This is a genomic window from Halorubrum ejinorense (genome assembly GCF_055389685.1).
In genome coordinates this window covers 21,119-35,189 of sequence record NZ_AP043777.1, presented here as the reverse complement: position 1 = coordinate 35,189, position 14,071 = coordinate 21,119, and the positions used below count along the sequence as shown (strand labels likewise).

General features: G+C 69.5%; 14 protein-coding genes. 7 read left to right on the top strand and 7 right to left on the bottom strand.

Going from position 1 to position 14,071, the window contains the following annotated elements; genetic code table 11:
• Window positions 1-330 precede the first annotated feature (330 nt).
• From ACZ5KW_RS01355 to ACZ5KW_RS01345, 3 genes are all read right to left on the bottom strand, one after another.
• Window positions 331-786, bottom strand: coding sequence for a pyridoxamine 5'-phosphate oxidase family protein (locus ACZ5KW_RS01355; RefSeq protein ID WP_343779135.1), 456 nt, complete (start codon window positions 784-786; stop codon window positions 331-333).
• Window positions 787-850: 64 nt separating this feature from the next.
• Window positions 851-1,009 carry a DUF7560 family zinc ribbon protein gene (locus tag ACZ5KW_RS01350; RefSeq protein WP_343779134.1) on the bottom strand — a complete coding sequence of 53 codons (159 nt, stop codon included), beginning with the start codon at window positions 1,007-1,009 and terminating at the stop codon, window positions 851-853.
• 64 nt (window positions 1,010-1,073) lie between these two features.
• Window positions 1,074-1,709 (bottom strand): helix-turn-helix domain-containing protein, encoded by a 636-nt coding sequence (locus ACZ5KW_RS01345; protein ID WP_343779133.1) that lies wholly within the window; start codon window positions 1,707-1,709, stop codon window positions 1,074-1,076.
• A gap of 115 nt (window positions 1,710-1,824) precedes the next feature.
• On the opposite strand from ACZ5KW_RS01345, the gene ACZ5KW_RS01340 reads away from it, so the two are divergent.
• The 5 genes from ACZ5KW_RS01340 (at window position 1,825) to ACZ5KW_RS01320 (ending at window position 8,329) form a co-directional block, all read left to right on the top strand.
• Entirely contained in the window at window positions 1,825-2,208 is a 384-nt protein-coding gene (locus ACZ5KW_RS01340; protein WP_343779131.1) for a helix-turn-helix domain-containing protein, read from the top strand.
• Window positions 2,209-2,309: 101 nt separating this feature from the next.
• Entirely contained in the window at window positions 2,310-3,920 is a 1,611-nt protein-coding gene (locus ACZ5KW_RS01335) for a PAS domain-containing sensor histidine kinase (protein WP_343779130.1), read from the top strand.
• Window positions 3,921-4,009: 89 nt separating this feature from the next.
• Window positions 4,010-6,184, top strand: a complete 2,175-nt coding sequence (locus tag ACZ5KW_RS01330) for an acetate--CoA ligase family protein (RefSeq protein WP_343779128.1) — start codon at window positions 4,010-4,012, stop codon at window positions 6,182-6,184.
• Window positions 6,177-7,238, top strand: coding sequence for a phosphotransacetylase family protein (locus ACZ5KW_RS01325; protein ID WP_343779127.1), 1,062 nt, complete (start codon window positions 6,177-6,179; stop codon window positions 7,236-7,238). Before ACZ5KW_RS01330 ends, ACZ5KW_RS01325 begins: the two co-directional genes overlap by 8 nt.
• 83 nt (window positions 7,239-7,321) lie before the next feature.
• Window positions 7,322-8,329 carry a cell division protein CdpA domain-containing protein gene (locus ACZ5KW_RS01320; RefSeq protein ID WP_343779126.1) on the top strand — a complete coding sequence of 336 codons (1,008 nt, stop codon included), beginning with the start codon at window positions 7,322-7,324 and terminating at the stop codon, window positions 8,327-8,329.
• Between the two features lie 54 nt (window positions 8,330-8,383).
• On the opposite strand, the gene ACZ5KW_RS01315 is transcribed toward ACZ5KW_RS01320, so the two are convergent.
• Window positions 8,384-9,493, bottom strand: a complete 1,110-nt coding sequence (locus ACZ5KW_RS01315) for a DUF373 family protein (RefSeq protein WP_343779124.1) — start codon at window positions 9,491-9,493, stop codon at window positions 8,384-8,386.
• A gap of 86 nt (window positions 9,494-9,579) precedes the next feature.
• A complete protein-coding gene (locus ACZ5KW_RS01310; protein WP_343779122.1) occupies window positions 9,580-10,290 on the bottom strand; it encodes a DUF6517 family protein in 711 nt (236 codons plus the stop codon).
• 151 nt (window positions 10,291-10,441) lie between these two features.
• Here ACZ5KW_RS01310 and ACZ5KW_RS01305 point away from each other — a divergent pair, with 151 nt between their 5' ends.
• Together ACZ5KW_RS01305 and ACZ5KW_RS01300 are read left to right on the top strand one after the other, a co-directional pair.
• Window positions 10,442-11,440, top strand: a complete 999-nt coding sequence (locus ACZ5KW_RS01305; protein WP_343779120.1) for a radical SAM protein — start codon at window positions 10,442-10,444, stop codon at window positions 11,438-11,440.
• Window positions 11,441-11,571: 131 nt separating this feature from the next.
• Window positions 11,572-11,868 (top strand): DUF7130 family rubredoxin-like protein, encoded by a 297-nt coding sequence (locus tag ACZ5KW_RS01300; protein ID WP_343779119.1) that lies wholly within the window; start codon window positions 11,572-11,574, stop codon window positions 11,866-11,868.
• A 545-nt stretch (window positions 11,869-12,413) separates the two neighbouring features.
• On the opposite strand, the gene ACZ5KW_RS01295 is transcribed toward ACZ5KW_RS01300, so the two are convergent.
• Together ACZ5KW_RS01295 and nreA are read right to left on the bottom strand one after the other, a co-directional pair.
• Window positions 12,414-12,668: a preprotein translocase subunit TatA gene (locus ACZ5KW_RS01295; RefSeq protein WP_343779118.1), complete on the bottom strand. Its 255-nt coding sequence runs from the start codon at window positions 12,666-12,668 to the stop codon at window positions 12,414-12,416.
• A gap of 66 nt (window positions 12,669-12,734) precedes the next feature.
• Complete coding sequence (gene nreA / locus ACZ5KW_RS01290; RefSeq protein ID WP_343779116.1) at window positions 12,735-14,063, bottom strand: DNA repair protein NreA; 1,329 nt, start codon at window positions 14,061-14,063, stop codon at window positions 12,735-12,737.
• Window positions 14,064-14,071: the final 8 nt, after the last annotated feature.

Below are 14,071 nucleotides of genomic sequence, written 5' to 3'. Positions count from 1 at the left end.
AACCAGCGACGGCGACCGGTCGAGATATTGCTCGAACAGATAGCTACTTGCGTCGAACGGGTGATCCCCGGACTGCCGACGACGCCGCTCCGGGGCATATCATGGTTCGGATCCTGACTTGGCATCACTCCGACTCCCGGACGTGTCGTCGGCTACGCGCTCTGTGGCGGGAGGGCGTGGACTGAGGGTCAGAGAAACTCGTTCAGACGGAACTGAGAGTGGCACAGAGCCGGAGCCCCCGCTCGACGAAGACAGTCGAACTCCGGGGACTCGTCGTTGACAGCAACCGCGACTACGACCGTCGGGAAAAACGCCGGGCGGCCGAAAATCCTACTCGTCGTCCCGCTCGACGACGACGGTCCGCCCGGTCAGCGACTCGGGCGAGAAGCGGTAGAGCGCGATGTCGAGGTCCGGCTTGTCGTCGGCCCAGATCTCGAAGAGGGGGCGGCGGGCCTCGCCGTACTGCGCGATCGTTTCGGGCGTGAGTTCGTCGAGGTCGACCTCGTTCAGCGTTCCGACGCCGATCACGCTGGCGTACTCGTCGTCCTCGTCTTCGTACACCACGATCCGGGCCTCCGGCGTCGATCCGAGGAACGCGCGCTTCTCGCTGTCGGGCGTCGACACCAGCCGGAGGTACAGCTCGCGGTCGTCCGCGTCGTAGCCGTAGGAGACGGGGATCGCGTACGGCGCGTCGTCGCGAGCGAGCGACAGGACGCCGGTCTCGTGTTCTGAGAGGAGCGCGTCCACCTCGGCGGGTGACATCTCGACCTCGCTGTTCGTCGGCATATCCGACACTCGTCGCACGGCGGCATAAAGGGCACGAGACGACGCGATCGGCGACGCGGCCGGCTCAGTGGGCCGTCGCGGCCCCACCGATGTCCTCCTCGGTGACCGGCGCCCCGCAGATGACACAGCCCGTCTCGAGCAGCGTCGCCCGCATCGCGTCGTCCACCTCGATCGAGCGCCGACACTCCGGACACATGAAGGTGTGTGTCGATGGGGGCGTCATGGCTGTGCGTACGACACCCACGCCCATCAAACGAGACTCGGATTCTCGCGGCTTCGGAACGCGGTCAATCGAGCAGCGAGCCGAGCAGCTTCCGCTGGGCGGCCGCGACGTGCTCCGTGAACGTCGACCGACCGATGCCCAGCGACTCGGCCACCTCGCCGGCGTTGGCGCCTTTCGGGTGATCGAAGTAGCCCGCCTCGTAGGCGGCCGCGAGGACCTCGCGCTGGCGCTCCGTCAACTCGCTCCGGTCGACGGTGACCAGATCCGACTCCGTCGGGGTCGTCGTCGACTGGAGTAAGCGCTTCACCTCCATGTCCGGACACGACTCTTGGAACGCCTCCAACACCGATCGCAGCGTCGGGAGGTCGCTCGCGTGGAAAGTGATGAGCAGCCGCCCGTCGCGGATCACCGCCTCCGATATCGGCGTCTCGTAGCGGTCGAGCACGACGAACGGCGAGTCCGGGTCGACGGTCGCCTCGAACCGGTAGGCCGCCCGCCCGCCGTAGTCGAAGACGACCTCCACTCCGTCGGGAACCGACAAGTCGCCGTCCGCGATGAACTCCACGACGACCCGTTCGGCGTCGCCGGCCGGCGTACAGCGCGCGACGCTCGTGACCGGCGTCGCGCCGTCGACGACGCCGTCGAACGGAGCCGGTGCCCCGGTCGGCAGCGAGACCTCCGCCCTGATGCCGGATCCCATCTCGTTCGTCCGTGCCCGCCCGCGGGCAAAAACGTTGACGGGGGCGCGTCGCGGTATAAAACACCCCGCATATGGTGGGGCACTGTTCGGGGGCGTGGAGCCGGTACGTACAGATATGAAACGCACTCCACGCGCGAACGGCACCGCGGCGACGGACGACGAGGCGACGCTCGACGCGACGTTCGAGGCGCTCGCCGACGCCGACTGCCGCGCGATCCTCTCGGCCGCGGGGACGCCGAAGACGACGAGCGAACTCGCCGAGGACTGCGACATCGCCCTCTCGACGGCCTACCGGAAGGTCGAACTGCTGAGCGACACGCCGCTGCTCGCCGAAGGCGTTCGGTTCGACCCGGACGGCGACCACGCGGCCGAGTACGTCCGCGACGCCGCCGACGCCGCGATCGAAGTCGGCGACGACGGCGTCTCCGTCACCGTCGAGGGCGAAGACGCCGACCCGCTGGCCGCCGCGTTCGACGCGCCCGGCGTCTCGGCGGACTGAGGCGACTCCGGGCCGGTTCGGGACACGTTCTCTCCCCGTCATTTTTCGAGCCTGATAATCGAACGGTCAAGGTTATACAGCCGTTCGTGAAGGATCCGCGTATGTCTCGCTCGCCGGAACCAGAGACTCTCATCGATCTCGCGCAAGACAAAATCGCGGTGATCGACGAGACGGGGCGGTTCCGGTATCTCAACGCGGCGACCGAAGCGCTGCTCGGGTTCGACCCCGGCTCGCTCGTCGGCACCGACGCGTTCGAGCTGGTTCACCCGGAAGACGTCGACCGCGTCAGGGAACTCTTCGAGGCCGCCGTTCGCAGCGACGTTCGGCCGGACGGGCCGCTCGAGTATCGCTACGCGACCGCCGACGGCGACTGGCTGTGGCTCCGGACGCGCGTGTACCCGCCGTCGGAGACCGGCATCGACGGCTACGCGCTGAGCTCCCGCGACGTCACGCTCGAGGTCGAGTCCCGACGGCGGCTGGAGACGATCGCTTCCACCTCGCCGGACGTGCTGTGGATGTTCGCCGCCGACTGGAGCGAACTGCTGTTCGTCAACGAGGCGACGAAGCCGGTGTTCGGGATCGACCGCGAAGCGCTGCGCGAGCGGCCGCAGGGGTTCCTCGAGGTCGTTCACCCGGACGACCGTCCGGCGGTCAAGGACGCGATGCAGCGGCTCTCGTGCGGCGAGTCGACGAACCTCGACTACCGGATCGGCGCTCCCGACGAGGGAATCCGCTGGGTACGGGTGCCGGGCCGCCCGGTCGTCGAAGACGAGGAGGTCGTCGCGGTCACCGGCTTCGCCCGCGACGTCACCGACGAGTACCAGCGGAAGCGCCAGCTCACGGTGATGGACAACCTGTTGCGCCACACGATCCGCAACGACATGAACATCGTCGACGGCACCGCAGAGCAGATCGCGACGCGCGCGGACGACGCGCTCCGGGCGCCGGAGTCGTGGAGCGAGGACGCCGCCGAACTCGCCGCCGACCTCATCGACCACGCGGAGACGATCCGACGCGTCGCGGACGACCTGTTGACCTCGGCCGAGAAGCAACGCGGCGTGATCGACCTCCTCCGACGGACGGAACCGCCGAAGCCGCTCCGAGTCGCGTCGCTCGTCGAGACCGCGGTCGACAACGCGCTCGCCGACTGCGACGCCGCGGCCGCGGAGGTGTCCGTCCGCTGTCCCGACGACCTCCAGGCGTTCACGCACCCCGAGTTGGACTACGCGATCGCGGAGCTCGTCGAGAACGCGATCGAACACGCGGAGCAGGCCCCGCGGGTCGCGGTCGAGGTCACCGCCCCGTCCGAGCGCGTCGAGATCACCGTCCGAGACAACGCGCCGCCGATACCCGCCGACGAGCGCAACCCGATCACCGACCGCTGGGAGATGGACGACCTGACGCACACCGACGGGATGGGGCTGTGGCTCGTCTACTGGATCGCCGACCGCTCGGGCGGCGATCTGACGTTCGACGCCGACGCCGACGGGAACGAGGTGACGCTCAGCGTGCCGGACGCCGACAGCGACTCGACGCCGCCGGCGGGGACGCGCGGCCCGCGCCGGGGCGCCGCGAGGGGGTCGCCTCCGGCCGAGTCGGACGGCGGTGCGCCGGCCGCCGACTCCGATCCCACCCCGGACCGAGAGGGCGGTGACGACGCCGCCCCCTACGGCGCCGCACGTGATTTGCCGTCGGGATCGACGGACCCCTGACCGAAACCCGATCGATCGTTCACCGTTGACTCCGATTTCGAAGAACCTCCCACCGATCTTAAGCCGTCGCTTCGCCTACCTCCGCGTTGATGGGTACGCTCAACGAGCTGTTCGACCCGGACCGGGTCGCCGTGGTCGGCGCGACCGCCCGTGAGGGCGCTGTCGGCCGCGCCGTCACGTCGAATCTCCTCGACGACTTCGACGGCGACACGATCCCCGTCAATCCGAACTACGACGAGGTGCTCGACACGCCCTGCGTCGACGGCGTCGCCGACGCGGACGCCGACGTGGCGGTCATCGTCGTCCCCCCCTCGATCGTGTTAGACGCCATCGAGGCGTGCGGCGAGGCCGGGGTCCGTAACGTCGTCGTGATCACCGCCGGGTTCGGCGAGACGGGAGAGGACGGAGCGGCGAGGGAGCGTCACCTCGCGGAGCTAGCCGACGAGTACGACCTGAACCTCGTCGGCCCAAACAGCCTCGGCATCATGTCGACGCCCTCGGGGATGAACGCCACGTTCGGCCCCGAGAACGCGCTTCCCGGCGGGCTCTCCTTCATGAGCCAGTCCGGGGCGTTCGTCACCGCGGTCCTCGACTGGGCCAACGACAACGGGATCGGGTTCAAAGACGTCGTCTCGCTCGGCAACAAGGCCGTCTTAGACGAGACGGACTTCGTCGACCACTGGGGCGACGACGAGGAGACCGACGTGATCATCGGCTACCTCGAGGGGATCGAGGACGGCCGCGAGTTCATCGACACCGCCCGCAAGACGACCCAAGACACGCCGATCGTCGCCGTGAAGTCTGGGCGGACGAGCGCCGGCGCGCAGGCCGCCTCCTCGCACACCGGGACGCTCGCCGGCTCCGACAAGGCGTACGAGGCCGGGCTCGACCAGGCCGGCGTCATCCGCGCCGAGTCGGTCGACGAGCTGTTCGACGCGGCCGGCATCCTCGGGAGCCAGCCGCTGCCCGACACCGACAGCGTCGCCATCGTCACGAACGCCGGCGGCCCGGGCGTGATGGCGACCGACGCGGTCGGCGACGCCGACCTCGACATGGCGTCGTTCACGGCCGAGACGACCGACCGGCTCGCTGAGTCGATGCCCGAGGAGGCGAACATCCACAACCCGGTCGACGTGATCGGCGACGCCGACGTCGAGCGGTTCCGCGAGGCGCTCGAGATCACCGTCACCGACGACAACGTCGGCGCCGCGCTGGTGCTGGCCGCGCCGACGGCGACGATCGACTTCGCCGATCTGGCCGACGCCATCGAGGCGGTCAGCGAGGAGATGGACGCGCCCGTGGCCGCCTGTCTGATGGGCGGCGACCGGACGCGGGAACCGAAACAGCAGCTTCAGGCGCGCGGGATCCCCTGTTATTTCGACCCCGCGCGCGCCATCGACAGCCTCGCGACGCTGGCGGAGTACCGCGACATCAAGGAGCGCGAGTACGCCCCGGCGATGTCGTTCGACGTCGACCGCGAGCGCGCCCACGAGATCCTCGCCAGCGTGCGCGACCGCGACGATAATCGGTTGGGCGTCGAGGCGATGGAACTGCTCGACGCCTACGGCATTCCGACCCCCGACGGCGAGATCGTCGACTCGCCCGAGCGCGCCCGCGAGGTCGCCGAGGGCGTTTCCGGCGACGTGGTGATGAAGATCGTCTCGCCGGACATCCTGCATAAGTCCGACATCGGCGGCGTCGCCGTCGGCGTGAGCGACGACGACGTGGCCGACACCTACGAGGACCTGATCACCCGCGCGCGAAACTACCAGCCGGACGCGACGGTCCTCGGCGTTCAGGTACAGGAGATGGTCGACCTCGACGACGGCGTCGAGACGATCGTCGGCATGAACCGCGACCCGCAGTTCGGCCCGCTGCTGATGTTCGGGCTGGGCGGCATCTTCGTGGAGGTGATGGAAGACACCACCTTCCGCGTCGCGCCCGTCTCCGAACCGGAGGCCCGCGAGATGACCGAGGAGATCCAGTCGGCGCCGCTGTTGCGCGGCGCCCGCGGCCGCGACCCCGTCGACGTCGACGCCGTGATCGAGACGATCGGCCGGCTCTCGCAGTTGGTCACCGACTTCCCGGCCATCCTCGAACTCGACATCAACCCCCTCGTCGCACTGCCCGACGACGACGGCGGCACGAACGCCGCCGCCGTCGACGTGAGACTCACCGTCGATCCGGAGGAACTCGACTCCCCGGCGGCCGACCCGGAGCACGACCCGACCCCGCTCGACGCGGAGGAACCCACCAATGACTGACACACCCACCACACTCGTCACCGCGACCGGAGACAGCACCGGAAAGACAGCGATCACCGTCGCCTTGGCGCGGCTCGCCGCCGACCGCGGCCGCAGCGTCGGCTACATGAAACCGAAGGGCACCCGCCTCCAGTCGAACGTCGGCAAGACGCTCGATCAGGACCCGATGCTGGCCCGCGAGGTGCTCGATTTGGACACCGAGATGCACCAGATGGAGCCCGTCGTCTACTCGCCGACGTTCGTCCAAGGTGCGATCCGCGGCACCGAAGACGCCGACGCCCTGAGCGAGCGGGTCCGCGAGGAGTACGACGGGATCGCGGCCGACCACGACCAGGTGTTCGTCGAGGGCGGCGGCCGCTGGACCACCGGCGGCGTCGTCGACCTCACCGACGTCGACGTGGCGGAGCTGCTCGACGCGCGCGTCGTCCTCGTGGCCGAGTACGGCTCGCCGAACGACCTAGACGAGGTGCTGGCGGCCGCGGACGCGTTCGGCGACCGCCTCGCGGGCGTCGTGTTCAACAAGGTCACCGACGACGCCTTCGAGTCGCTCGATCAGGACGGCATTCCGTTCCTCGAATCGCGCGGCATCTCCGTCTTCGGCGCGGTCCCCCACGAGAAGGAGCTCGCGGGCGTCACGGTCGGCGAACTCGCCGACGAACTCGGCGCCGAACTGCTCACCGACGCGCCGACCGACGCGTTCGTCGAGCGGTTCCTCGTCGGCGCGATGGGCGGCGACGAGGCCCTCCGGTACTTCCGGCGCGCCCGCGACGCGGCCGTCATCACCGGCGGGGACCGCGCGGACGTTCAGACCGCCGCCCTCGAGGCGTCCGGCGTCGCCTGTCTCGTGCTCACCGGCGGCCACCGCCCCTCGGGCGCGGTGCTGGGCAAGGCCGCGGACGCCGGCAAGCCCGTGCTGGCGGTGAACACGGACACGGTCACGGCCATCGACCGCGCCGAGGAGGTCGTCCGCGGCGGGCGCACCCGAGACGTCCGCACGGTCGACCGGATGGCCGAACTGCTGGGCGACCACGTCGACGTCGACGCGCTCCTCTGAGCGGGCCGTCACCCCCTTCCGTTTCGCCCGCGACTCGTGATCGTCTGACGTACTGTTTTCACGGTGGACGACGTACCCCGCCCATGACCAGTCTCTCGGAGGCGTACGGTGGACGGGGGCGCTCCGGGGCCGAGCCGCGTCGCCTCTATCTCGGTGTGGGTTCGTTCGTCGCGGGAACGCTGCTTCTCGTCGTCGGCCTCTTCGTGGCCGCGGAGGTGCTGATACCGAGCGATTACACCTCTGCGGAGGCCCGCCAGCTCGGCGGGATCCTCGGCGGCGTGGGACTCCCGCTCGTCCTGCTCGGCGTGATGGCCGTGCTGCCGGCCGACCGCAACACCTACGTCGCGGCGATCGTCGGCGCGACCGTCATGTGTCTCGGCGTGGCGCTGTTCGCGCACGCGTACCCGCAGCAGTGGGTCGGCGGTCCGCGCCCCGAACTGACCGACCTCACCCTCCCGACCGCGGGCGTCTACTTCCTCGGCGCCGCGACGACGCTGTGGAGCGTGTTCGTCGGCGTCGCGAACTTCAAGACCCGCAACGACCCCGGCGGCACCGTCACGATGGAAGTGACTCACAAGGGGGAGACGAAAGTCGTCGAGGTCCCCCGAGACCAACTCGGCAGCCGCGGCGGCATCGGCCTCCTCGGCGGGACGCCCGACGGCGAGGTCGAGACGCAGACGAACCGCCCCGACGCCGACGGCTCGTCGGGCGGATCGCCGACGACCGAGCGGTCGACCACGTCCGCGCCGAGCGGCGCGTCGGTCGCCGGGAACTCGACCGGCGGCCCCGCGACCGCCGACCGCTCCCCGTCGGGCTCCGCGGGCGTGAGCGACGGCGGCAGCGCCGACACCGACATCACCTCGCCGCTCGACGACGCGGGCCAGACCGACGCTCCGTCGTCGCCGTCGAGCCCCGAATCGGCGCCCTCGCCGGGCTCGCCCGCCGCCCGCGACGGGCCGGGCGACGCCTACTGCGGTAACTGCGCCCAGTTCGACTACGTCCGCACGGAGGACGGCATGCGCCCCTACTGCGCCCACTACGACGAGCTCATGGACGACATGGAGGCCTGCGACTCCTGGACGCCGCGCTAGCCGTCCCGTCGCCGCCTCGCACTCCGAACGCGTCCCGTCTTTGTCTCTCTCAGTTCACACCGGCTCCGCGGACGGGAGCTGCGACTCCGCGACCGCGAACGCGAGCGTGCTCAACACGCCGATGAGCGTCCCCGCCGCGAGCGCCATCGCCAGCTCCGAGAGGTCGAGCGCCGTCACGCCGGCGGCGTCCGGGAGGAAGAAGCCGGAGAGCGCGAACAACACCACGGCGATGGACACCACGTAGAACGGCGCGTTGAGGTAGCGCCACCGGAACCGTCCCGCGAGGTACTCGTCGGTGATCTGGCCGAGACTGGAGGTGACGCCGGCGACGCTGAGCCACTGGACGAACCCGTGGACGAACGCGGCGAGCGCGGTGCCGGCGGCGAGTGACCCCCCCTGAACGGCCCGGACGGCGTCGACCGTGTCGACCCCCTGAACCCCGCCGACGACGACCAAGGCGAGCGCGACGACGTAGGTGACGAGCGTCACGCGGCCGGTGTAGAGGACGTTGCGGACGGTCTCGGCGGTCCCGTCGACGGTGTCTTCGAGGCCCAGCCCGCGGAACAGCGAGTAGAGGCCGACCGCACCGGAGAGGATTCCCAACACGGCCGCGCCCGCCACGTCGAAGAGGTTCGCGACGACGACCAGCGGGTAGATCAGAAGGAGGACGCCGAGCGGGACTAAGATCGTGCCGCGCGTCTCCGGGTCGGCGAGGACCTGCTTGATCGTGTAGTACAGCGATTCGAGGTCCTGCGCCTGTCGGACGACGACGCGGCGCATCCCGTCGATCGGCATCCGCGACCGGATCACGGGGAGGACGGACTCGTCTTGGGCGCCGTCGGTGATCACGACCGCCGACACCTCCTCCCCGGTCGACAGCTCGGCGAGGACGCGGTCGACCTCCTGTCCGACAGCGCGGTTCGCCTTCACGTCGGCGCCGTCGACGCCGGTGACGGCCGCGACCTCGACGGCCTCGCCCTCGGCGGCCAGCTCGTCGTGGACGTTCACGCCCTGGAAGAGGACGTTGACGTCGGAGTCCTCGGGGTCGGCGGTCGCGAGCGCGACCGCGGCCTCGGTGACGTCGTCGGCGCCGATGACGGGCGTGGGGATCCCGGTCTTGCGGCCGAGGTCGTCGTCGAGGTCGACACAGAGGACGAGCAGCATCGGTCGACGCTACGCGAGGGGTCGGCATATGTTTTCGGCTCGGGCTCCGTCGCCGCTCGCCGGCCGAGGGGACGGCGGGAGACGGGCTACTCGTCGGCCGGTTCGTGTTCGATCCCGTTCATCATGGAGCGGACGTTCTCGCCGTCCCCGAAGGCGGCGGGGTACGCCGCCAGCGGGACGACGAAGTCGCCGCCGGCCTCCACCGGGGCGCCGACGTGGAACTCCAGTTCGACGCTCACGCCCGTTCCCTCGATTTCGCCGTCGGCCGCGTACACGACGACCTCGGCGTCGGAGCCGAGCACCCCCGTGGTGTACTGGGAGCCGCGTTCGAGGTTGCTCACGCCCTCGTAGCGGTCGGCGATCAGGGCGGCGCGCTCGTCGGGAGAGAGGTCCTCGATCGGGTTGAACGACTGGCCGAGCACCTCGACCTGCGGCGTCGCCAGCGCGGCGAAGACGGCCGCTTGGTAGTTCTCACCGAACAGCTCTACCGCCTTGTCGTACTCGGCGATGGTGTTCGTCACCTGGACCTCTCGGGTCGAGCCCGCCACCTCGAACTCCCGCGAGACGGTCTGATCCGAGACGTCGTTGAGTTCGTAGCCGGTCTCCGAGAGCGTCGCGTCCGCAACGGTCGCCGTGCCGGCCGCGAACTCCGCGGGCTCGTCGCCGGTGGCGACGTCGAGCGCGGTACAGCCGGCGAGCCCGACGGCGCCCGCGAGTCCGAGCGCACCACGGCGGGTGGTCGCGTCGGTCTTCGAGCGGTTCTCGTCGCCGGAATCGAACGGCTCACCGGATCTCATGTCTTGCCGTCACGACGGCCGCGGTACATACTTTGTGTTCGGTCCGGCCGCTCCGCGGGCCGACCGCGGACGGACGGGGCCGTGACAACGGATCTCCCGGGAACGCGCGGTTCGGACGCTTTTTGGGGCCGCGGCCGGTAGTAGGGGGTAGATGATCTCCAAGGGCTGTGAACAGTGCGCCAAGGGCGGGAAGATGGTGCTGTTCGTCTACGGCTACTGCGACCAGCGGGACTGCTTCTACTGCCCCCTCGGAGAGAACCGGAAGAACGTCACCGACGTGTACGCCAACGAGCGGAAAGTCGAGTCCGACGAGGACGTGATCGAGGAGGCCAAGCGCATGAGCGCGCTCGGCACCTCGATCACCGGCGGCGAGCCGCAGGAGGCGATGGCGAAGACGACCCGGTACCTCGAACTGCTGAAAGACGAGTTCGGCGAGGACCACCACACGCACCTCTATACGGGTATCACGGGCGGCCGCGAGAACATGCGCCGGCTCTCGGAGGCCGGTCTCGACGAGATCCGCTTCCACCCGCCGCTGGAGATGTGGGGCGACATGCACGGGACCGAATGGGAGGAGATCCTCCACATCGCCCGCGAGGAGGGGCTCACGCCCGCCTTCGAGATCCCCGGCATCCGCGCGGAGCCGGAGTTCTTGGAGTTCCTCGACGAGGGCGCCGCCGAGTTCTGTAACATCAACGAGTTCGAGATGTCCGACGGCAACTACCGCCGGATGCAAGAGGAGGGCTTCGAGCTTCAGGAGGGGCACATGTCCGCCGTCGAGGGGTCGAAAGACGACGCCATCCTCGACGAGATGGCGAGCCACGAGAAGGTGTACTTCTGTACGTCGGTGTTCAAAGACGCCGCCCAACACCGCAACCGCCTGAAGCGGATGGCGAAGAACATCCGCCGCGAGTTCGACGAGGTGACCGACGACGGAACCTTAGTCTACGGGAAGGCGTTCGCCGACGCCGAGCGGTTCGAGGCGCTCGGCGTCCCCGAGGAGTTCTACACGGTGAAGTCGAACCACGTCGAGGTCGCGTGGTGGCTCCTCGAGGAGATGGTCGAGGACGGCGACCTGACCGAAGGCGAGATCGTCGAGCAGTACCCGACCGTCGACGGCACCGTCGTCGAGCGCACGCCGGTCGCCTGACGAGTCTCTTCCCGACTTTTCGCTTACACTCTCGTAGCCCCAGCCGCTCGGCCGTACGCGACCGTCCTCGTCGGGCTGTCCTCTGTCAACGTGGACCATGATTTAAATCAGTTCGGCGCGTATCGTCGCGCATGGCCTCCGAAGAACCCGAATTCGCCGACGTGAGCATCGGACAGACGGTGTACGACGAGTCGGGCGAGGAGTTAGGTAGCGTCCGCGGAATCGACGACGCGGGCTTTTACGTCTCCGTACCGGGGGTGACGAACGCGCAGGCGCTCACCGACGCCCGCGACGTCTTCGGCACCGCGTACGTGATGTGGCGCTGCTGGGAGTGCGGCGAAATGGGCGAGATCGGTAAAGAGCTCCCCGAGAACTGTCCGAGCTGTGACGCCCCCCGCGAGGAGCTGTACTACTGGGCGGAGGACTGAGCGATCACCGCGGGAACCCCGTTCGTGTCCTCGCCGTTTATCTATAACTGGTTGACTGCGTCGGCGCGATGAACACCACCGAAGCCCCAGCCGGGAGGCGGGCGCACGACCGCTGTCGCCCGAAAATCGAAGATTTCGGGAAGTCGTCAGAGTCCGAGGGATTCTGACTGCTAACCAGAAATATCTGATTCCTGGCGATGACGAGAGGGCGACGCTCTCTCGAACCACGCGCTTCAGTCGCTCGCGGTGCTCGCTCCGTCCAGTGTTTGCGTTACCTGTGCCCGCCTCCCGACTGCCCCTTCGAGTCCCGCCCCGCACGGCACCGCACCTCACGCCTCCCCAGCCTCGTCGCCGGACTACGTCCGGCTGTAAGCGAGAGCTTTGCTCTCGCCCTGTCAGTCGCCGTCGCTCCGCTCGGCGACTGACTCCAGCGAGGGATCGAAGGTCCCTCTGGCAGCCGGCGCTACGCGCCGGCAACCTCGCACGCGCACCTCGTGGCCGCCGGTGGCGGCCACTCTGAGGCCCGCGCCGACCGCTTCGTGGGCTTACGAGCTCTCTTTTTCATCTTCGAGCTCGTCCGGTTCGTCGCTCACTTCCTCGCGGAGGCGTTCGACTTCCGCCTCCAACTCCGCGATCCGGTCGGCGTCCGCCTCCTCGCCGTCGGAGCGCAGTTTGAGGAACACCACCACCCCCGCGATGACGACGAGGGGCACGCCGAACAGGAGGACGAGGACCACGAGGAGGATCAGTAGCTCCGGACCGCCGGGGACGCCGCCGAACGCGAGGACTGGCGAGACCATGGGCCATCCACTCGACGACGCGACAAAAACGGATCGGGGGCGGCGGCCGCGTCCGTCGGCCCGCTCTCAGGCCGCGTCGACGAAGTCCGCGAGGTTCGCTTGGAGCCCGGCCGCCAGCGTCGACTTCCGGCGGAGCCGGCCGAGCGAGACGGGGAGCTGGTCGGCGACGCCGCGGACCGCCTCGCCGAACGTCTCGGCCGTCCCGAGTTCGCCGTCGAAGGCGTTCCTGACGGCCTCGCGCACCTGCCAGACGCCGACCGGCCCCCAGTAGTCGTCGGAGACGTGGCGCAAGACGAGCGCCTTCGCCTGTCGCCCGCGGTCGTCGAGGTGTTCCAAGACGCCGACCCGGGCAGCGTAGTAGGCGCCGGCGGTCTCCTCGACGTAGCCGGTCCGCCCCTCCCGTCCCTCGCTGGCGGCCGCGAGGTAGACGCCCGCCTCGGGGTCGGGGTTCCAGATCGAGCCGGGCGATTTCATCTCGACGAGTTCGTACTCCCACTGCCCCGGCACCAAGATCACCCAGAACGCGTTGCCGAGGTACTCGTTGCGGTGGACCTCGATCCGGTCGACCGTCGGGTTGTCGCGGATCGACCCGCGGAGCAGCTGTCCGACCGTGTCGTCGACGGCCGTGATCGACCAGCGCGTCGGGACGAGTCGTCGGTTCTCCCCGCGGCCGAGCGCGCCCGCCGAGAGGATCGTGTTGATCTCGTACACGTCGAACCCGCGCCGGTAGAGGTACGCCATCGCCCCCTCGGCGCGCCAGTCGTCGTCTTCGAGCGTCTTCTTCACCGGCCGCGGGACGTGCGGGTTCTCGCCGAGGTCGGCGGTCCGGGCCGCGGCGCGCGGGCCGGTCGGCGTCTTGATGTCCTCCGTGCCGACGTCGAAGTCGAGGTCCGGCCGGCCGTCGAGGCCGATCTCCACGTCGACCGGGCGGTCCGCGATGGCGACCTCGCGCTGGACGCCGAGCCAGCCGTCCCACGCGTCGTGGACGCTCTCGGCCGGACCGCTCCCGCCGCCGACCGACTTCGCTCCGCCCGTCGCGCCCGCGTCCGCCACGTCGACGCCGCGGGTCGAGTTGAGCAGGCTGGTCCGCCGGTCGAACACGTCGGCGATGGAGACGCCCTCGTCGTACCACGCCGCGGAGGTCTCGAACGCTTCCGCGCGCTCCTCGCGGCCGACCGGGGAGAGCAGGCCGGTCGAGACGTTCGGGTAGTTCGAGCGGCCGACGAAGATCGAGGGGGAGACGCTGCCGACCACGGCGTCGTCGGAGACGTGTTCGTCGAAGCGTCGCTCGAAGGAGTCGAGGTGATCGAGGATGCCGTAGTCCTTCTCGGCGGCGAGGCGCCGCCGCTCGGCCCGCTCGTTCGCCTCGAATTCGATGAACTCGTCGAGCCGCATTCGGGTCG

Coding starts and splice junctions, on each gene's coding strand:
- nreA (WP_343779116.1), bottom strand. CDS start 14,063: ATGCGGCTCGACGAGTTCATCGAATTCGAGGCGAACGAGCGGGCCGAG.
- ACZ5KW_RS01295 (WP_343779118.1), bottom strand. CDS start 12,668: ATGGTCTCGCCAGTCCTCGCGTTCGGCGGCGTCCCCGGCGGTCCGGAG.
- ACZ5KW_RS01310 (WP_343779122.1), bottom strand. CDS start 10,290: ATGAGATCCGGTGAGCCGTTCGATTCCGGCGACGAGAACCGCTCGAAG.
- ACZ5KW_RS01345 (WP_343779133.1), bottom strand. CDS start 1,709: ATGGGATCCGGCATCAGGGCGGAGGTCTCGCTGCCGACCGGGGCACCG.
- ACZ5KW_RS01340 (WP_343779131.1), top strand. CDS start 1,825: ATGAAACGCACTCCACGCGCGAACGGCACCGCGGCGACGGACGACGAG.
- ACZ5KW_RS01335 (WP_343779130.1), top strand. CDS start 2,310: ATGTCTCGCTCGCCGGAACCAGAGACTCTCATCGATCTCGCGCAAGAC.
- ACZ5KW_RS01300 (WP_343779119.1), top strand. CDS start 11,572: ATGGCCTCCGAAGAACCCGAATTCGCCGACGTGAGCATCGGACAGACG.
- ACZ5KW_RS01305 (WP_343779120.1), top strand. CDS start 10,442: ATGATCTCCAAGGGCTGTGAACAGTGCGCCAAGGGCGGGAAGATGGTG.
- ACZ5KW_RS01350 (WP_343779134.1), bottom strand. CDS start 1,009: ATGACGCCCCCATCGACACACACCTTCATGTGTCCGGAGTGTCGGCGC.
- ACZ5KW_RS01355 (WP_343779135.1), bottom strand. CDS start 786: ATGCCGACGAACAGCGAGGTCGAGATGTCACCCGCCGAGGTGGACGCG.
- ACZ5KW_RS01315 (WP_343779124.1), bottom strand. CDS start 9,493: ATGCTGCTCGTCCTCTGTGTCGACCTCGACGACGACCTCGGCCGCAAG.
- ACZ5KW_RS01325 (WP_343779127.1), top strand. CDS start 6,177: ATGACTGACACACCCACCACACTCGTCACCGCGACCGGAGACAGCACC.
- ACZ5KW_RS01320 (WP_343779126.1), top strand. CDS start 7,322: ATGACCAGTCTCTCGGAGGCGTACGGTGGACGGGGGCGCTCCGGGGCC.
- ACZ5KW_RS01330 (WP_343779128.1), top strand. CDS start 4,010: ATGGGTACGCTCAACGAGCTGTTCGACCCGGACCGGGTCGCCGTGGTC.